Origin of the sequence: Leucobacter sp. VD1, from assembly GCF_037150695.1 — a bacterium.
Lineage (GTDB): Bacteria > Actinomycetota > Actinomycetes > Actinomycetales > Microbacteriaceae > Leucobacter.
In genome coordinates, this window is record NZ_JBBCPO010000001.1 from 1,092,110 (window position 1) to 1,110,702 (window position 18,593).

19 protein-coding genes are annotated in these 18,593 nt (G+C 68.2%); 1 reads left to right on the plus strand and 18 read right to left on the minus strand.

The genetic code is table 11. The annotated features are described in order from the left end of the window. Position 1 precedes the first annotated feature (1 nt). The 15 genes from WFL22_RS05100 to WFL22_RS05170 form a co-directional block, all read right to left on the minus strand. Positions 2-235, minus strand: coding sequence for a DUF6704 family protein (locus WFL22_RS05100; RefSeq protein ID WP_336650829.1), 234 nt, complete (start codon positions 233-235; stop codon positions 2-4). Positions 236-512: 277 nt separating this feature from the next. After that, a complete protein-coding gene (locus WFL22_RS05105; protein ID WP_336650828.1) occupies positions 513-1,082 on the minus strand; it encodes a Trp biosynthesis-associated membrane protein in 570 nt (189 codons plus the stop codon). Beyond that, positions 1,072-2,664: an anthranilate synthase component I gene (locus tag WFL22_RS05110; protein WP_336991735.1), complete on the minus strand. Its 1,593-nt coding sequence runs from the start codon at positions 2,662-2,664 to the stop codon at positions 1,072-1,074. The genes WFL22_RS05105 and WFL22_RS05110 overlap by 11 nt, the downstream gene beginning before the upstream one ends. 77 nt (positions 2,665-2,741) lie before the next feature. Continuing rightward, positions 2,742-3,110, minus strand: a complete 369-nt coding sequence (gene hisI / locus WFL22_RS05115) for a phosphoribosyl-AMP cyclohydrolase (RefSeq protein WP_336650826.1) — start codon at positions 3,108-3,110, stop codon at positions 2,742-2,744. A gap of 68 nt (positions 3,111-3,178) precedes the next feature. Then, positions 3,179-3,940: an imidazole glycerol phosphate synthase subunit HisF gene (gene hisF, locus WFL22_RS05120; RefSeq protein WP_336991736.1), complete on the minus strand. Its 762-nt coding sequence runs from the start codon at positions 3,938-3,940 to the stop codon at positions 3,179-3,181. A gap of 10 nt (positions 3,941-3,950) precedes the next feature. Beyond that, positions 3,951-4,793, minus strand: a complete 843-nt coding sequence (gene hisG, locus WFL22_RS05125) for an ATP phosphoribosyltransferase (RefSeq protein ID WP_336991737.1) — start codon at positions 4,791-4,793, stop codon at positions 3,951-3,953. An 80-nt stretch (positions 4,794-4,873) separates the two neighbouring features. Then, positions 4,874-5,137, minus strand: coding sequence for a phosphoribosyl-ATP diphosphatase (locus WFL22_RS05130; RefSeq protein WP_336650823.1), 264 nt, complete (start codon positions 5,135-5,137; stop codon positions 4,874-4,876). 42 nt (positions 5,138-5,179) lie between these two features. Continuing rightward, positions 5,180-5,842, minus strand: coding sequence for a ribulose-phosphate 3-epimerase (gene rpe / locus WFL22_RS05135; RefSeq protein WP_336991738.1), 663 nt, complete (start codon positions 5,840-5,842; stop codon positions 5,180-5,182). A 9-nt stretch (positions 5,843-5,851) separates the two neighbouring features. Then, positions 5,852-7,300, minus strand: a complete 1,449-nt coding sequence (locus tag WFL22_RS05140; RefSeq protein ID WP_336650821.1) for an MFS transporter — start codon at positions 7,298-7,300, stop codon at positions 5,852-5,854. Between the two features lie 66 nt (positions 7,301-7,366). Continuing rightward, on the minus strand, positions 7,367-8,887 hold the full coding sequence (locus WFL22_RS05145; protein WP_336991740.1) for a transcription antitermination factor NusB: 1,521 nt from the start codon (positions 8,885-8,887) through the stop codon (positions 7,367-7,369). Further along, entirely contained in the window at positions 8,884-9,801 is a 918-nt protein-coding gene (locus WFL22_RS05150; RefSeq protein ID WP_336991741.1) for a methionyl-tRNA formyltransferase, read from the minus strand. The genes WFL22_RS05145 and WFL22_RS05150 overlap by 4 nt, the downstream gene beginning before the upstream one ends. A 100-nt stretch (positions 9,802-9,901) precedes the next feature. Beyond that, positions 9,902-11,962 (minus strand): hypothetical protein, encoded by a 2,061-nt coding sequence (locus tag WFL22_RS05155; protein ID WP_336991743.1) that lies wholly within the window; start codon positions 11,960-11,962, stop codon positions 9,902-9,904. A 6-nt stretch (positions 11,963-11,968) separates the two neighbouring features. Next, positions 11,969-13,216 carry a methionine adenosyltransferase gene (gene metK / locus WFL22_RS05160; RefSeq protein WP_336650817.1) on the minus strand — a complete coding sequence of 416 codons (1,248 nt, stop codon included), beginning with the start codon at positions 13,214-13,216 and terminating at the stop codon, positions 11,969-11,971. Positions 13,217-13,306: 90 nt separating this feature from the next. Continuing rightward, the gene (rpoZ, locus tag WFL22_RS05165) at positions 13,307-13,657 is read right to left on the minus strand and encodes a DNA-directed RNA polymerase subunit omega (RefSeq protein WP_336650816.1); all 351 of its coding nucleotides are present in this window, start codon (positions 13,655-13,657) and stop codon (positions 13,307-13,309) included. An 81-nt stretch (positions 13,658-13,738) separates the two neighbouring features. Beyond that, on the minus strand, positions 13,739-14,386 hold the full coding sequence (locus WFL22_RS05170; protein WP_336650815.1) for a hypothetical protein: 648 nt from the start codon (positions 14,384-14,386) through the stop codon (positions 13,739-13,741). A 189-nt stretch (positions 14,387-14,575) separates the two neighbouring features. On the opposite strand from WFL22_RS05170, the gene WFL22_RS05175 reads away from it, so the two are divergent. Continuing rightward, complete coding sequence (locus WFL22_RS05175) at positions 14,576-15,445, plus strand: acyl-CoA thioesterase (protein ID WP_336650814.1); 870 nt, start codon at positions 14,576-14,578, stop codon at positions 15,443-15,445. A 140-nt stretch (positions 15,446-15,585) separates the two neighbouring features. On the opposite strand, the gene WFL22_RS05180 is transcribed toward WFL22_RS05175, so the two are convergent. From WFL22_RS05180 to WFL22_RS05190, 3 genes are all read right to left on the minus strand, one after another. Beyond that, complete coding sequence (locus tag WFL22_RS05180) at positions 15,586-16,053, minus strand: acyl-CoA thioesterase (protein ID WP_336650813.1); 468 nt, start codon at positions 16,051-16,053, stop codon at positions 15,586-15,588. A gap of 86 nt (positions 16,054-16,139) precedes the next feature. Beyond that, positions 16,140-17,822, minus strand: a complete 1,683-nt coding sequence (gene ettA / locus WFL22_RS05185; protein WP_336650812.1) for an energy-dependent translational throttle protein EttA — start codon at positions 17,820-17,822, stop codon at positions 16,140-16,142. Between the two features lie 97 nt (positions 17,823-17,919). Continuing rightward, on the minus strand, positions 17,920-18,423 hold the full coding sequence (locus tag WFL22_RS05190; RefSeq protein ID WP_336991745.1) for a DUF6993 domain-containing protein: 504 nt from the start codon (positions 18,421-18,423) through the stop codon (positions 17,920-17,922). Between the last annotated feature and the right edge of the window lie 170 nt (positions 18,424-18,593).

Consider the following 18,593-nt stretch of genomic DNA (forward strand, 5'->3'; position numbering starts at 1 on the left):
GTCAGTCGTGCGACTTGGGGCTGAACCGCGGGCCGTTCACGCCGAATCCGGCCTTGGAGAGAATCCAGCCGAGGATCCAGCCGAATGCAACCACACCGGCGCACACCCACACCATCGTCGCATTGTGCAGGAAGAAGAAAACGGTTCCGGCTGCGATGCCGAGCAGCATCACCACGACCGCCGTCCATGCGGCGGGCGAGTCACCGTGACCAGGGTCTCCGTGCTGGGTACTCATGAATCTCCTCTGAACAGACGTGAAGGATTCCAGCCTACCTGAAATCTCAGCTGGAGTCGGCGCCTCGCCGAGTGGAGGGTTTTTCGGCCGTTTCGTCTCATGTGACCGGGATTTTCCCCACTCGGCTGGTGTGCGCTTCGGAAGGAGCGCCCCGCGAGCGGTTCAGGATGACTCAATCCGACGAAGTCGGGTCACCGCCCGGCCGGCCGCCCAGAGAAACGCGCCAGCGTTTCGCGGCCACGCCGCCGCGAGCGCCCCGCGAGCGGTTCAGGATGACTCAATCCGACGAAGTCGGGTCACCGCCTTCGGACAGCGAGTCCCAGTCGGAGATGCGGTCTGTTTTCCCAGCGGTGGGCGTTGACTGCGCAGCGTCGTATTTGCGTCCAGCGGCGATCCAGCGCCCACCGGTGACGACGACCGCGATCCCGAGCCCTGCGGCGAGAATTCCGGCGGCTGCGCACGCCCACGCCCATCCCGAGAGGCTGCTCCAGATAACGGCTCCTCCGTCGCCGCCTGCGATGCCCGTGAGCTCTGTGACGCGGCCGCTGATCGCGCCGGCGGGTGACAGCAGCGCGGTTGAGGTGAGGGCGACGAGGCCAATGCCGAGCAGCGCCACGAGCCCACCGAGCACCCGCCTGAAGATGGGGCCGGCGATGGTGAGGGCGAGTGCTGATGCGACGATCGCGATCGAGACCGGCGACAGGGCGGCGTTCACTTCGTGGCCGGTGACTGTTTCGACGGCGTGCGCGCTGTCGAGCATGAAGGAAATCCAGGTTTGCGAGCCGGCAAGCAGGGCGAGGCCGCCAGCGAGGGCGATGCCTGCGAGCGATATCGGTTTAGCGCGCATCAGAACCCTCCGTCACGTCGTTACGAAGCTCATGCAGGGTGTTCGCGATTGCGATGGCCCGCAGCGGGGCGGCCGCTTTGCTGCTGCATTCAGCATCCTCGGTTGCGGGCACGGAGTCTGCGACAATCCCGGCACCTGCCTGCACGGTCGCTGTGCCGCCCATAATCGTGGCGGTGCGGATCGCGATCGCGAGATCCGCCGCTCCCCCGAGGCCGAAGTAGCCGACCACACCGCCGTAGACCCCCCGCTGGACCGGTTCGAGTTCGTCGATGATCTCGAGCGCGCGCGGCTTGGGAGCGCCGCTGAGCGTGCCTGCCGGGAAGGTGGCGCGGAATACATCGACGGGGTTCTGACCGTCACGGGTGCGCCCCTCAACGGTTGAGACGATGTGCATAATGTGGCTGAATCGTTCGACGCGCATGAACTCGGTCACTTCGACGCTTGCGGGCTGGCACACCCGCAGCAGGTCGTTGCGGGCGAGGTCGACGAGCATGAGGTGCTCGGCCCGCTCTTTTTCGTCGGCGAGAAGATCGCGTTCGTGCTGCTGGTCTTCGTCGACTGTGGCGCCGCGGGGGCGTGACCCTGCGATGGGGTGCGTCATCACGTGCCCGCTTTCTTGCACGGTGACGAGGGCTTCGGGGCTTGATCCGACGACGGCGAAGGGTGCGCCGTTGCTGTCGGTGAGCTGCAGCAGGTACAGGTAGGGGCTGGGGTTGAGGTGGCGGAGCACCCTGTAGACGTCGAGGGGGTCGGCGTCGCAGCGCTGGTCGAAGCGCTGCGACGGCACCACCTGGAAGATGTCGCCGTCGACGATGTGCCGTTTGGCGCGCTCGACGGAGGCCATGAACTCGGCGCTGCTGGTGAGCCTGACAGGGTCGGGCATGGCATCGTGGTCGAGTGTGCCGAGCGGTGAGGGCGCGGGGGCTGCAAGGGCGCGCTGCAGGCCGTCGAGTCGCGATTGGGCGTCGGCCCACTGCGCATCGGCTGTTTCAGGTGAAGGATCGCCGAGCGCGGCGTCGTTGAGCACGTTGGCCAGCAGCACGACACTACCTTCGCGGTGGTCGATCACCACGAGCTCCGAGACGAAGCTGAGGCCCTGGGTCGGGATACCGGGGCCTTCGCTCGGGCCGTGTTCGAGGCGTTCGAACTGGCGCACGGTCTCCCAGCCGAGGTAGCCGACGAAGCCGCTCGCGAGAGGTGGCAGGCCGGGCACCTGGGGTGCTCGCCAGCGCTCGTAGACGGCGCGCAGCGCTTCCACTGGGGCAAGTGCGGCCACCCCGCCTGGCAGGAGACGCTGCTCGTCGAGCTCGGCGCCCGATGCGTCTGCAGCGGGGGCCCAGTGGGCGCGGCCGCCGCGCTCGCCGAGCACGCCGAAGCTGCCGGCGCCGACGAAGCTGAACCTGGTCCACACGCCGCCTTGCTCCGCAGACTCCAGCAAGAAGGTGCCGGGGCGAGAAGCCGCGACCTTGCGGTAGATGCTGACGGGCGTGTCGGCATCCGCGAAGATCTCACGGCAGACGGGGATCACAGCGTGGGAGGCGCGTGCGGCGTCGAATGCGGCGCGCGTGGTCGTCAGTGTCACTGTCCCAGACTACCGCGCCCGCCTGCGCCCGCGTCGCAGGCAGGCGATCGCGTGGAGGGCTTGCCCGGCTTCAGTCGTCAGATCTCGGTGTGGTCGGCGTCGCCGACGAGCGCGGGGATGTCGCGGCCGGTGAAGCAGCTGCGGGTGCCCGTGTGGCAGGCTGCACCGATCTGGATCACCCGCACGAGCAGGGTGTCGCCGTCGCAGTCCATCGCAACGGATCGCACGTATTGGCGGTGGCCCGAGGTGTCGCCTTTGCGCCAGTACTCCTGCCGCGACCGCGACCAGAAGGTGACTCGACCGCTGGTGAGGGTGCGTCGGACGGCCTCGCGATCCATCCAGGCGAGCATGAGCACGTCACCGCTCTCGTCGTCCTGGATGACGGCGGGCAGCAGGCCGTCGCCGTTGAAGACGAGGTCGCTCGGGACGGGATCGGGGTGAGTCATGGTGTGGGCGGCTTTCGCTGGGGTTCGGCACGGTCAGGGACGCTCGCGGCGGCGCTCCTGATCGTGGGTTATCGGACGGTCACTCCGGCTTCGGCAAGCACTCGCTTCACTTCACCGATCGTGAAGGTACCGTCATGGAACACCGATGCCGCGAGCACGGCGTCGGCTCCGGCCTCGACGGCGGGCGCGAAGTGTTCGAGCCGCCCGGCTCCGCCCGAGGCGATCACCGGCACGCTCGAGAGTTCGCGCACCTTGCTGGTGAGTTCGAGGTCGAAGCCTGCGAGGGTGCCATCGGCGTCCATCGAATTGACGAGTAGTTCGCCGGCTCCCCTGTCGAGGGCTTCACGGCACCAGGCGAGGGCGTCGAGCTCGGTTTCGCGTTTGCCGCCGTGTGTGGTGACCACGAAACCGCTGGAGGTGCGCGGTGAGCGCTTCACATCGAGCGAGAGCACGAGCACCTGCGAGCCGAAGCGGTCGGCGATCTCGCCGATCACTTCGGGCCTCGCAATCGCGCCGCTGTTGATGCCGACCTTGTCGGCGCCGACGCCCAGCAGGCGGGCCACGTCGTCGACCTCGCGCACGCCGCCCCCGACGGTGAGGGGGATGAAGACCTGTTCGGCGGTGCGCTGCACCACGTCGTAGGTGGTGGAGCGGTCGTCGACGGTCGCGGTCACGTCGAGGAAGGTGAGTTCGTCAGCGCCCTGTTCGGCGTACTTCGCTGCGAGTTCGACGGGGTCGCCGGCATCTCGCAGATTCATGAAGTTGACGCCTTTGACGACCCGGCCTGCAGCCACATCGAGGCACGGAATGACGCGCGTAGCAACACTCATGGCTGGGTTCCTAGAGGCGAGCGGCGTGGATCGCGGTCACCAGGATTGCGCGCGCGCCGAGTTCGTAGAGCCTGTCCATGACGTGGTTGGCTTCGTCTGCGCGCACCATGACGCGCACCGCCACCCAGCGTTCATCCTTCAGCGGGGAGACCGTGGGCGACTCAATACCGGCGGCGACCTCGGTTGCGGCTTCCAGCTGGTCGACGGGCAGGTCGTAGTCCATGATCACGTAGCGGCGCGCGACGAGCACCCCGCGCAGACGGCGCAGCAAGCGTTCGATTCCGGCGTGCTCGGTGGGGCCGCCGATGAGCACCGCTGTCGATTCCAGGATCACAGGGCCGAAGATCTCGAGGCCGGCGGCGCGCAGCGTCGCCCCTGTCGAGACTACATCGGCAACAGCGTCGGCGACGCCCAATTGCACCGCGGATTCCACGGCACCGTCGAGCTTGACGAGTTCGGATACGATGCCGCGTTCGCGCAGGAAGTCATCGACGAGCTTCGGGTAGCTGGTCGCGACCCGTCGTCCGGCGAGGTGTTCGAGTTCGGTGATCTCACCGTCGGCGGGTGCTGCGAAGCGGAAGGTGGAGTCGCCGAAATCGAGGGCGTCGATCTCCGAGGCGGCGGATCCTGAGTCGAGCAGCAGATCGCGGCCGGTGATGCCCACGTGCAGCGCGCCAGACCCGACGTAGGTTGCGATGTCGCGCGGCCGCAGGTAGAAGAACTCGACGCCGTTGCGGCTGTCGGTATGCACGAGCTTGCGGCTGTCGCGGCGGCCCGAGTAGCCCGCTTCGGCGAGCATGTCGGCGGCGATCTCGGAGAGCGATCCCTTATTGGGAACGGCGATGCGCAGCATGGGGTTCCTTCGTGTGTCGTGCGAACGTGGCGGATCGGGAGGTGCGGTGCGTTCCACAGGCGCGGAGCCCGGAGAGCGGATCAGAGGTGCTTGTAGATGTCTTCGAGGGTGAGGCCCTTCGCGAGCATCAGCACCTGCAGATGGTAGAGCAGCTGGCTGATCTCCTCAGCGCAAGCCTCGTCGCTCTCGTACTCGGCCGACATCCACACCTCGGCCGCCTCCTCGACAATCTTCTTGCCGATTGCGTGCACTCCGGCGTCGAGCTGCTGAACGGTGCCGCTTCCCTCCGGCCGGTTCTCGGCCTTCTCGGTCAACTCGGCGAAGAGGTCATCGAACGATTTCACGTAACTACACTACCCTGCGCGCGATGTGCTGACGCGCTGCGATCAGTGGCGGTGCGCCGCCGCAGCCGAGCGAAGCTCTGCGATACGCTCCTCAGGCACCCCGCCGTACACCGCTGAGCCTGCCACGAAGGTGTCGGCGCCGGCCTCGGCCGCGATCCCGATGGTGTCCTTCGAGATGCCGCCATCGACCTGCAGCCACACGTCGAGGCCTGACTGCCGCTTCGCCTCAGCGAAGCGGCGCAGCTTCGGCATCATGTCGGCCATGAAGGACTGGCCGCCGAACCCCGGCTCGACAGTCATCACGAGCACCTGGTCGAACTCAGGCAGCAGTTCGAGGTAGGGCTCGGGGTCGGTGCCGGGCTTGAGCGCGATGCCTGCACGCGCGCCGATCTCGCGGATGCGGCGGGCGAGGCGCACCGGGTCTTCGGTGGCCTCGGCGTGGAAGGTGACGGAGTAGGCGCCGAGTTCGGCGTAGCCGGGAGCCCAGCGGTCGGCATCGGAGATCATGAGGTGCATGTCGAGCGGAATCGGCGAGACCGCCTGGATGCGCTCGACGATGGGCGGGCCCATGGTGAGGTTGGGCACGAAGTGGTTGTCCATCACATCGACGTGCACGAGATCGGCGGTGGCGATGGCCTCGAGTTCGGCCTGCAAGTTGACGAAGTCGGCGGACAGGATGCTCGGATTGATGCGCTGCGCGGTCACTCCTCGATCCTAGCGCTCGCTGCGCGCCTCGCCGATGACCGGACCCGATTCGGATACTTCCCCGACGACCGGCCCCGACCCGGATGCCTCACCGACGATCGGACCCGACTCGGGCGCCTCGGCGTAGCTGCGCGAGAGCAGCCGGTAGGAGCGCGTGAGCGCGGCACCCGCGGCGAGCAGGATCGACACCAACCCTGCGAAGATGAAGATCAGTGCGATCCCTCGCGCCTCGCCATCACCGAGCAGCCAGCCCCACGTCTCCCGCCCGTCGGCGGTCTCCATGTAGGGCACCACCCAGAACTCGGCGATGGGCGCGATGAGGAAGGACGTGATGGGCGCGGTGGCGGCCTCGAAGGTCATGGCGAAACCGAAGACGCGGCCCTGCTTCTCGAAGGGCACGACGCGCTGGATCACCGTCTGCTCCGCCGCCTCGATCGCGGGCATCACCGCCATGAAGAGCCAGATGCCCGCGACAAAAAGCCACCCCCACTCGCGCACGGTGAAGAGAGCCCCGAGCACACCGGTGCACGCCACAAGAATGAGCATCGTGCGAATGGGGTTCTTGCCGAGCCCCCGCTTCGCGACGATCGCCCCGCCGACCACGAAACCGGTGGAGGCAACGCCGAACCAGATGCCCCACATCTCGACGGGGAAGAGCGTCAGGCCGTAGGGGTCGAGCAGCGCCATGAAGACGCCCCCGGTGAGGTTGTTGAAGGTGGTGAAGATGATGAGGGCGAGCAGCCCCGGCACGGCGAGCACCGACAGGAAGCCGCCCCGGAAGTCGATGGCCCGGCGCTCCGGGTCGTGCACGATCTCAGGCTCAGCGACGCGGATCAGGTGCAGGTGCACGAGCGGCACGGCCGTGCACACCGCCGAGATGAGCATCGTAGGCCCCATGCCGAGCAACCCCACCGACAGACCGCTGAACACGCTCGTCGCGATGAAGGCGAGCCCCTGCACCGTGCCCACGAGCCCGTTTGCGTTCGCATGGCGCTCGGTGGGCACCAGCAGGGTCACCGTGGTCGCGAGCGCAAGGTTGCGCAGCAGCTCCACCACGCAGCCGACCAGCACTACCACGGCGAACACCCAGAACCAGGGCGCGCCGAGGTCGAGCAGCGGCCGCTCGCCGATCGCGAAGAACATGCCGCAGGCGATGAGGAACGCGATCATCGAGATCCACGCCGATAGCCGCATCACGCGCAGCTTGCGAAACCTGTCGACGAGGCTGCCGAAGTACATCGAGCTCAGCGCGATGATAAGCATGTACGCACCGCCCAGCACGCCGGTGGCGAGGATGCTGCGCGTCTCGATGAACACCCAGAACACCAGCGCGAACCACAGGAAGTTGGTGGTGAGGTTCGCGATGGCCGTGTTCACCAGCAAATGCAGGAACACGCGCATGCCGGAGGCCTGCGCGGGGGCACCGGCCGGCGCGGACGGGGGCTGCGCGTGGGTCATGGAATCAGGGTACGGGCAACCACCGACATCTGCGAAGGGGTCCGGCACCACGGCCGTACCCGCCGCTCAGGCAACGCGTTCGAAGAGCGCGATGAACATCGCATCGGTGCCGTGCCGATGGGGCCAGAGCTGGGCGCTGAGGCGCTCACCGGCAAGGTCGAGCGGCGTGCGGGCGACTCGGCTCAGCACCTCGCGCGCGTCGAGTTCGCGCAGCTCCGGGCTGCGACGTAGCAGCCGGTCGACCGCGACCCGCGTCTCGGCGAGGTGCGGCGAGCACGTCACGTAGGCGAGCAGCCCGCCCGGCGCAAGATGCGCCACAGCAGCATCGAGCAGTTCTCCCTGCAGCGTCGTCAGTCCGGGCAAATCTGCAGGCTGCTTCCGCCAACGCGCCTCCGGCCGCCGGCGCAGCGCACCGAGCCCCGAACACGGCGCATCGACGAGAATGCGGTCGAAGCGCGCCTCATCGCCGCCGTAGGCCGCGTCGTCGCGTCCGTCGTGGCTCACCACGTCGACCTCGTCGGCGTGGGCCTCGACCGAGCGCCGCACCAGATCTGCCCGATGCTCCGACACCTCATTCGCGCGCAGCTCCGATCCGGCAAGTGCGGCCTCAGCCGCAAGCACAGCTGTCTTGCCGCCGGGGCCGGCGCACAGATCGAGCCAGCGCTCCCCCGCCCGAGGCTCGCGCGCGCGACTCAGCGCAAGGGCCGCGAGCTGCGAACCCTGATCCTGCACCCGCACCACCCCAGCAGGAAGATCGAGAGCCGCGATCGCCCGCGCAGGATCGCCGCCGGCGAGTTCCAGACCGATCGGCGACGGACCATTCGCGGTAAGCGCGGCCTCCTCGCGATCCGGGTCGATGCTCAGCGCCTCCGCAGTCTCGACATCAACATCAGCGCCCGGCAGCAATGCCAGGCTCACCCGCGGCGACGCGTTATCGGCGGCGAGTAGTTCGCCGAGCTCCGCCTCGCGGCCCTCCAAGCGCAGCGCGTCGCGCAGCGCCCGCAGCACCCACGCCGGGTGGGAGGCCTGGGCCGCGAGCGCGTCGTCGGGGCTTCCGGCGGAGTCGGCGATCCGCGCATCCCACTCCTCGTTCGAGGCACGCCCCACCGCCCGCAGCACACCGTTCACGAACCCGGCAGCCGCCGGATTCGCGACCCGGCGCTGCAACTCCACGCTCTCATTCACAGCGGCATGATCCGCCGTGCGCATCGCAAGCAGCTGATGCGCGCCGAGGCGCAACACGTTGAGGGTGCGCGCGTCGATCCGGGCGGCCTCACGGTCGGCGGCCAACTCAATGATGCGGTCATAGCGGCCCCGCCAGCGCAGCGCCCCAGAGACCATCTCGGTGGCGAGCGCAGCATCACGGCCGTCGAGGCGCGCCTCGCGGATCCGGGCCGGCAGCGCGAGATTCGCGTAGGCGTCCCGATCCTCGACGTCGCGCAACACGTCGTAGGCGACGAGTCGGGCCGGGCTGATGCGCGCACGCTGCGTGCGCTCGACCTCGCGGTGCCGCTGCTCGCGCGGCCGATCGTCGCGTCGCTGCCGACCGGAGCGGGATCCGCGCCCCTGAGATGCGCCGCGGCTCATGCCAGCTCCGCCTTGCCGCCGCGGCCGCGCAACCAGGCGGCGCCATCCATAGCCGGCTTGCCGGCGGGCTGCACTCGGTCGAGCGCGAGCGCGCCGTCGGCGAGCCGCAGGATTGCGCGGCCGTCGACAAGCTCGACACCGCCCGCGGCTCCCGGAGCGGCAAGGCCCTCGACCCGCTGCACCGCGTGCAGCTTCAGTGGCTGATTCTCGTGCAGCGCGAACGCGCCCGGTTCAGGGGTGACGCCCGCCCAGTGCGCGAGCACGCGCGCGGTCGGGGCCGACAGATCGAGGCGGCCGTCGTCGCGCGAAAGCTTGTGAGCGTAGCTCGCCTCCCCCTCCTGCGGCTCCCCCGCGGACGGGTCATTGCCGAGAATCGCGACGGCGTCGAGCAGCGCACCGGTGCCGAAGTCGGCGAGCTCGGTAAGCGCGTCGCCCGCCGGGGTGCCCGCCGCGAACTCGCGGGAATCACGGCTGAGCACGTCGCCGGCGTCGAGCGCCGCCACCAGGCGGAACACGGTGACCCCGAGTCGCTGCTCTCCCGACTGAAGCGCGCGCTGCACCGGCGCGGCTCCCCGCCAACGAGGCAACTCCGAGAAGTGCAGGTTGATCCAGCCGTGCTCGGGCAGGCTGAGCAGCGGCTCCCGCACGAGTCCGCCGTAGGCGACGATCACGCCCAGTTCAGCGTCGAGCCCGCGCACCCACTCGGTCGCGGCGTCATTGAGCCGGTTGGCCTTGAGCGCGGGAACGCCGAGCTCCTCGGCCGCATCCGCGACCGGCGAGGGGGTGAGCACCCGCTTGCGTCCGAGCGGTGCGTCCTCTCGGGTGATGACGCCGACAAGCTCGTGCCCCGCGCTGGCGATGGCGCGCAGACTGGGCACGGCGAACTCGGGGGTTCCTGCAAAGACGATCCGCATCCCGCTATTCTCTCACCCGCCGGAGCCGCCGCGGAGCGCCCCCGCCCAGCGCGGGTGCGCCCGCCGCGGAGCAGCAGTGCAGCCCGGCGGCCACAACACACTAACCGTCGAAGACGCCCCTGTCATCGAAACGCAGCCGCAGTGCCTCCGGCCTCGCACGGCCAGGCGCACGCCCCCGCGTGCGCGACGATGATCCCGCAGCGTCGGCGACCAGCGCACCTCGCAGCCGAGTCGCGACCTCAGCCCCCTGGCCGTAGTCGAAGCGCACAATCGCACGCACCAGACCCGCCGGGGTCTTCGCCGGGCCGCCAGGCGGAATTGGCGTCGGCCCGAGATGATCAACCCCGGGCAGGCCCGCAAGCTGCTGCAGGGCCCGATCCACCTCCTCAGGGCCACCGCTTACACTCGCCACGCGCACCGCTGGCGGGTAGCGCAGCGCATGGCGATCCCGCAGCTCACCGTGCAGCCACTCCTCCGTGCGGCCCGTCACGAACGCGCGCACCACAGGGCCGCCGCCAGACGCCATCAGGCAGATCCCATCCGGGGCGGTGAGCGCGGCAGCGTTCTCCCACCAGCGGAGGCAGTCTTCCCCGGCGCGCAATGTTTCGATGCTCAGCAGCCGCTCGGCATCGAGCAGCACCACAGCCCGATACCCGCCCGCCGCAAGCGGCTCCGCGCCGCGCGTCGCCACCACGAGCGCGGGCCGAGCGTCGACGCTTTCGCGCGGATGCTCACCGTCGCTCAAGATCACTCGAGCCCCCTCGAACTGCCGTTCGAACTGCTCGACCGTACGCGCCGATCCCATGCCCCGCTGTTCGAGGCGGCGACCATCGCAGGAGGGGCAACGCCAAGCCTCGGCGTGCTCGCCGCACCAGCGACACGAGGCCCGCCCCACGACGCGAAACCCGACGGGCCCGCCGCAGGCGCCGCATCTGGCGAGGTCGCCGCAATCGCCGCACACGGCCACCGGCGCATAGCCGGGGGTGGCGACCTGCACGAGCACGGGGCCGCTGCGCAGGCCCTCGCGGATCGTGCGCGCCGCGAACTCCGGCACGCGGCCGGCGAAGGCGTCAGGGGCCATCGAAGCGTCGGCGTGCACAATGCGTGCGCGGCGCGGCGGATTCCGCTGCGCCCGCACATAGCCCAGCTCGACAAGCCGCTGCACCTCGGAACTGCGGGCGTGGGACGCGAAGAAGAGCCCCGCGCCGGACTGCCCCGCCCGCACCAGAGCGGCGTCGCGGGCGTGCACGTAGGGGGTGAGCGGTTCGGCGAGCACAGGGTCGCCGTCATCCCACATGATGATCGCGCCGAGCTCATGGGCTGGGGCGTAGACGGCGGAGCGGTTGCCCAGCACGATGCACGGCTCAGGGTCGAGGGCCCGCAGGAAGCTGGCGTAGCGTTCGGCGTTCGACTGCCGCGAGTCGACGCGTACGATCTCGGGGTGGCCGAGAGCGGCAAGGGCGTCGCGCAGCTGGTCGAGGTCGCGATAATCGGGAGCGACGAGGATCGCGCTGCGGCCGAAAGCGTGAACGGCGATCGCGAGCCGCGCCAGCTGCGCCGCCCAGCTTCCCACCCACTCGCCGGTGTGCAGGCGCTCCGGCCCGTGCGAGGAGGTGAGCGCGAGGCGGGCGCCCGCAACCAGCTCATCGGCGATCTGATACTCAGGCGAGGCATCGGGGATCGCGTTCGCCGTCGCCTGCGCGGAGTCTTCAGATGCGGGGGCCGCCAGGTGCTTCTTCTCGACGCGCAGTTGGCGGTTCGGGATCGCGAGACGCAGAATGTCACCTGCAGAACCGCCCGCACGATCGGCGACCGCTCGCGCAAGCCGCCACACCTCAGGTGTCAACTGCGGCACCAGGGAGACGATGTCGGCGATCGGCGAGAGCTCCCCGCCGAAATCGCTGCGCTCAGCAAACTCGATCAGGTAGCCAAAACTGCGGCGATCCCTTGACCTGAACGGCACCCGCACGCGCTGCCCAACGCGCAGATCGTCTGCGAGTTCGGCCGGCACGGCGTAGTCAAAGAGGTGATCAAGCTGCGGCAGTGAAGAGTCGAGCAACACTCGGGCCACGGGGCGGCCGTTCGAGCCCTCGGCGCGCGCGAAGGCCGCGCCCCGCCGCTCAGGCGCGACAGCCCCCTCGTCACCGTCGACCGCGCCCACAGTGCCCTACAGACCGGCGGCGGCCCGCAGCTCGGCGATGCGAGGGGTCGTCTCCCAGGTGAACTCGGGCAGCTCGCGCCCGAAGTGGCCGTAGGCGCTGGTGCGCGCGTAGATCGGCCGCAGCAGCGCGAGATCGCGGATGATCGCGAGCGGGCGCAGGTCGAACACCTCACGCACCGCGGCCTCGATCCGCTCACGCGGCACACTCTCAGTGCCGAACGTCTCGACGTAGAGGCCGACAGGGTGGGCCCGTCCGATGGCGTAGGCGACCTGCAGCTCCGCCCGCTTGGCGAGACCGGCCCGCACCACGTGCTTCGCCACCCAGCGCATCGCATACGCGGCGGAACGGTCGACCTTCGAGGGATCCTTACCGCTGAAGGCACCGCCGCCGTGTCGGCTCGCACCACCATAGGTGTCGATGATGATCTTGCGGCCGGTGAGGCCGGCATCGCCCATCGGGCCGCCGGTCACGAAGGGGCCGGCGGGGTTGATGAACAGCTGCGCGTCTCCGCTCGCAAGGTCGACGCGTTCGAGCACCGGGCGGATCACGAGGCGCTCGACGGCATCGCGCAGGGCCTCCTGCGAAATATCGGCGTGATGCTGCGTGGAGACCACGACGGCCTCGACGCTGGCGGCGCGATCCCCGTCGTAGCCGATGGTGACCTGGGTCTTGCCGTCAGGGCGCAGCTCGGGCAATTCGCCGTTCTTGCGCACCTCGGTGAGTCGCTCGGCCATGCGGTGCGCGATCCAGCTGGGCAGCGGATGGAGCTCGGGGGTCTCATCGGTGGCAAAGCCGAACATGATGCCCTGGTCGCCGGCGCCCTGTCGGCTCAGTTCGTCGCCATCGCCGGCGACCTCGCCGCTGCGCACCTCGAGCGAGGCGTCGACACCGCCCGCGATGTCGGGCGACTGCTGACCGATCGACACCGAAACACCGCACGAAGCCGCGTCGAAGCCCATCTCGGAACTGGTGTAGCCGATCTCACGCACGGTATCGCGCACGATCTGCGGAATCTCGACGTACCCGCTGGTGGAGACCTCACCAGCGACGTGCACGAGGCCTGTGGTGACGAGGGTCTCCACGGCCACGCGAGCGGCCGGATCTTGTTCGAGCATCGCATCGAGGATCGAGTCGGAGATGCGGTCGCAGATCTTGTCTGGGTGCCCCTCGGTAACGGACTCGGAGGTGAACTGGCGCAGGCTCAAGGTGGGCCTCCTTCTCGTGACTGACTGAGTGGTGTAATCGCCGAACATGCCAGTGGCGTCGGATGCTCAGGCGGCTGCGCTGAGGCTATCCGACGCCACTGACATCGACCCGGGCATGTCGCCCGGTTACGATCTGGCTTACTCGGTCGCGGAGTCTGCCGGGTCGATCGTCTCGATGGCCTGCTCGGCCGAAGCGGCAGCTGAGGCCGAAGCCTCTTCGAGCACCTCAGTGGCGCTCTCAGCCTGCCGGTTCATGACGATCTTGCCCTCGACGATCTCGTGCAGAGCGATCGACAGCGGCTTGTCGTCGACCGACGAGTCGACGAGCGGACCCACGTTGTCGAACAGGTTGCCGTCGTGCAGATCCGTGTAGTAGTCGTTGATCTGGCGGGCGCGCTGCGAGGCGAAGATCACCAGAGCATACTTCGAATCCACCTTGTCGAGCAGATCGTCGATAGGCGGATCGATGATGCCGTTGGGGTTGGCCATGTACACACTCCTCTAGTAGACCTGTCTATCTTAGCCGAGGATCGCTGTTTCTGCTGGGCGGCAGGCCCGCGTGCAGTAGCCTCAGCCGAGCAGCGAGCGCACCAGCACGTGACCGCGATCCGCTGTGAGCCGCGTCCACGTGAGCGAGCGCGAGATCCGCAGCCGATCCTCACCGCGCAAAAACCCCATCACCTCGGCCGCGAACGCCGCCGCCGCCGGGATGCCAGGCGCGATCTCTGCGCCCCACACAGAGGAGCGCACTCGCTGCACCACGGCCTCACCTGGGTCTTGCGGCAGCGCGGCCCCCACTCGAGCAATTCCTTCTTCGGCCACCGAGCGCAGCGAAGCCGCGTCGAGCACTCCCACGGCCTCCCAGCCGGTCGCGGGCGGCAGAACTCCGGCCCAAGCCGCCATCGCGGTCACATCGGGCACATCGAGCGCAAGGCCCACGATTCCGAGCCTCGCGATGCGATCGAGCAGCGCACGCGCCTGCACCGTTGCGTCGACGGGATCGGCCGGGGCCTCGGCAAGCGCGAAGGCACGCATCACGAGCACCACGGGCACCGGATCGGTGATGCCGCGGGGTGCCTGCGTGCAGCCGTACACCGCGAGTGCTTTTCCTCGGCTCGTGATCCGCACCTCTGCCTGCCCCGCACGCAGCAGTCTCTCGAGGTAGATCCGAAGGTCGTCGCGGCTCGCGTGATCCGCAAGCAAAAGAGTGTCACCCATCTCTTCCAGCCTAGCCGCCCACCGACGCTCGGGTGCATCATCCATCAACCGTCGATATGGGATCTGCCGTTGCTCTGGTCGCCCGCGCAACAAACGCCATATCATCGGCAGATTCCATATCGACGGCGAGGGACACCGAGACCGATAGGCTGGATCCGTTCTGCAACGGAGCCGCCGACAGGAGGAACCATGACCGCCTTCCCAGACCTGCTCACCATGCTGTCGGTGCTCGACTCAGGGGCACGCACGCGAGAGGACATCCTCACCGGCCCGGCCTTCCCCACCCCGCACGGCCGCTCCTTCGGCGGGCAGGTGCTCGGCCAGGCAATCGCCGCAGCCGGCACCACCGTCGCCGAGGATCGGCTGCTGCACTCCATGCACGGCTATTTCCTGCGCCCCGGGGCAAGCGAGGAGCGCATGACCTTCGAGGTGGCTCGGCTGCACGATGGCCGCTCCTTCTCAACGCGGCGCGTGCAGGCTTACCAGGACGGCGAAGTGCTGATGTCGATGATCTCCTCCTTCCAGGAGGAGGATCCGGGGCTCGAGCACCAAGAACCAGTGCACCTCGAGGGCCTGCCAGAACCCGAGTCACTGCCGAGCGTGTGGGAGAAGTACGGGCACCTGAGCGGCAGCGGCCGCGCGTCGTGGATCCTGGGACGCCCCTTCGATTTCAGGTACCTCGAATCCGATGTCGTGCTCGATGTCGCCGAGCGGGTCAATCGCCAGCGAGTCTGGATGCGCAGCCGCGACTCATTCGACGCACCGCAGCTGCTGCAATGCGCCGCCCTCGCCTTCGCAAGCGACTATCTACTGCTCGAACCGATCGCCCGGCAGCACGGCATCCCCTGGGCCACGCCGGGCATGCGCGCCGCGAGCCTCGACCACGCCATGTGGTTCCACCGGCCGTTCCGGGTCGACGAATGGCTGCTGTACGAGCTCGACTCTCCGACCTCGCAGGGCGGTCGCGGGCTCGCGCACGGCAGGTTCTACGACCGCAACGGGCGGCTCGTGGCCAGCGTGTCGCAAGAAAGCATGATCCGCCTGCCCGAAGCCGGCTGACAGCGGCGGCAAGCCCCGCACGCAGCGGGCGGCGGGTGCGGCTGCTTCCGAGAGCTTTTCTGATTCAGTGAGCCCGGGTGCTTCGGCTGGCTCAGCGGGATTCGGCGGATCCCGCGAAACCCTTTAGTGGGCTCACACACTCAGCCGCGGCGCAGCTGCAGCGGCTCGTCAGTCCACGGCTCGACTGCGGCGCGTCCCTCCTCTGAGAGCCTGATGGGGCGCATGGTGGCGCCGTCGACGATCACCACCGTGGTGATAGCGCGGGCCACGATGCGGTGCTCGGCGGCGGCGCCGTCGAACACTTCATAGTGGAGTTCGAGGCTCGACCCGCCGAGCTTCCCGATCCACAGTTCCACGATGATGGGGTGCGAGGTGTATTCGAGCACGGCGAGGAACTCGATCTGCTGACTGGCGACGAGCATCTTCGGCCCGCCGGGGGTGTCACCGCGGAAGTACCCTTCCATGCCCGTCTGCTCTCGCGCCGCCCCGGTGAAGAACACACGCACGCGCGCCTCCTCCAGGTAGCGGGCGTAGGCGACGTTGTTGATGTGCCCGTAGGCATCCTGGTCGCCCCAGCGCAATTCGAGGTCGACGTGTGCGCGTGCCATGTGATCTCCTCTGTGAGACGCCGAGAGGCGGATTTCGCAGTCGACCCCGGGGTCGAAGGTGCGAAATCCGCCTCTCGAAGCGCCTGCTAGTCGCGGGTGAGCTTGCGGTAGGTGACGCGCGACGGCTTTGCGGCGTCGGCGCCGAGACGCTCGATCTTGTTTGCCTCGTATGCCTCGAAGTTGCCCTCGAACCAGTACCAGTTCGAAGGGTTCTCCTCAGTGCCCTCGTAGGCGAGGATGTGGGTCGCGATGCGGTCGAGGAACCAGCGATCGTGCGTGATCACCACCGCGCAGCCGGGGAATTCGAGCAGCGCGTTCTCGAGGCTCGTGAGCGTTTCGACGTCGAGGTCGTTCGTCGGCTCGTCGAGGAGCAGCAGGTTGCCGCCCTGCTTGAGCGTGAGCGCGAGGTTCAGACGGTTGCGCTCACCGCCCGACAGCACGCCCGAGGGTTTCTGCTGATCCGGTCCCTTGAAGCCGAAGGTCGAGACGTAGGCGCGCGACGGGATCTCGGTCTTGCCGACCTGGATGTAGTCGAGGCCATCGGAGACAACCTCCCACACGGTCTTCTTCGGGTCGATGCCGCCGCGGGTCTGATCGACGTAGCTGAGCTGCACGGTCTCGCCGATCTTCAGCTCGCCGCCGTCGAGCGGCTCGATGCCGACGATCGTCTTGAACAGCGTGGTTTTGCCGACGCCGTTCGGGCCGATGATGCCGACGATGCCGTTGCGCGGCAGCGAGAACGAGAGGCCGTCGATGAGCGTACGCCCATCGAAGCCCTTGTTCAGGTTCTTCGCTTCGAGCACGAGGTTGCCCAGGCGCGGGCCGGCGGGAATCTGAATCTCTTCGAAGTCGAGCTTGCGCGTGCGCTCGGCTTCAGCTGCCATTTCCTCGTATCGGGCGAGACGAGCCTTCGACTTCGCCTGGCGACCCTTGGTGTTCGAGCGCACCCACTCGAGTTCTTCTTTGAGGCGCTTCTGGAGCTTCTGATCCTTCTTGCCCTGCACTTCGAGGCGAGCGGCCTTCTGCTCGAGGTAGGTCGAGTAGTTGCCCTCGTAGGGGTAGAGGCGGCCGCGGTCGACCTCGCAGATCCACGTGGCGACGTGGTCGAGGAAGTAGCGATCGTGGGTGACGGCCATGACGGCGCCCGGGTATTTCGCGAGGTGCTGCTCGAGCCAGAGCACGCTCTCGGCGTCGAGGTGGTTCGTGGGCTCGTCGAGCAGCAGCAGGTCCGGCTTTTCGAGGAGGAGCTTGCAGAGCGCGACGCGGCGCTTCTCACCGCCCGAGAGGTTCTTGACGATCGCGTCGGAGGGCGGGCAGCGCAGCGCGTCCATCGCCTGTTCGAGCTGATTGTCGAGATCCCAGCCGTCGACGGCGTCGATGGCTTCCTGCAGCTCACCCATTTCGGGCAGCAGCTTGTCGTAGTCGGCGTCGGGGTTCGCCATCTCGGCGGAGATCTCGTTGAAGCGGTCGAGCTTGCCCTTGATGTCAGCGACGCCCTGCTGCACGTTTTCGAGCACGGTGAGGTCTTCGTCGAGCTCGGGCTCCTGCATGAGGATGCCCACGGAGTAGCCGGGGGTGAGGATGGCCTCGCCGTTCGAGGGGGTATCGAGCCCCGCCATGATCTTGAGGATCGTCGACTTGCCGGCGCCGTTGGGGCCGACGACACCGATCTTCGCGCCAGGCAGGAACGCCATGGTCACGTCGTCGAGGATCACCTTGTCGCCGTGCGCCTTGCGCGCACGCACCATCTGGTAAATGTACTCAGCCATATGCTTTCTCGGGCGCGATGGCGCCCCGAACTCCTTGCGTCCTGAGGATGAAACGGATCGCCCCTACTCTACCCGTCACCCCCGAGACCGGGGCCGTTTACCAGTCGATGGCTCGGGTGCTCCCGATGAGGCAGACATCCTGCGCGGGCCCGATAGCGGGCTTCGCTTCGGCGACAAAGCTGCGGTCCTCAGCGACCACCTGCCCGATCAGGCACTCGGCACCGATCCGCACCGAGACGAAGATGTTGTCGGCCGCGAGCCCGGTCTTCGACTCGTCGAAGCTCACCTGCATGGCAGCTTTGTCGAAGCCTGCTGCGGCGAGCGCGTCGACTACGGGCACGCCCTGCACCGGTTGCTGGCCTGTCGAGAAGGTGCGCAGCACCTCGGTGAAGTAGGGCAGATTGTCGGCAGCGCTGCCCTCTGGGAAGAAGACGGGTGGGGCTTCGGGGGTGGGCGGTTCGACGCGCTCGGGGGTTTCGGGCACCGGCCCTTCGAGCAGCGAGCAGCCCGTCAGCAGGCCGGCGGTCAGGGCGATCGCGGTGAGCACGGCTGCGGGTCGAGCCGAGGCCGAATTGGCAGAAAGATGCAGTGGGAGGGGCACCAGTGCAGTCTATTGCGGATCGGCCCGCGCAAGCACAGGCCCGTTTTCACACTTCGCTCACAAGGCGGCAGATTTCGTGAGTTCGGGCGGTTTGTCCACAGATCCCGTGATGGACCCCCGCGGGTCGCAGCGGTGGAGCAGGCTGGAACACGAGCAGGCGGATCGGACCC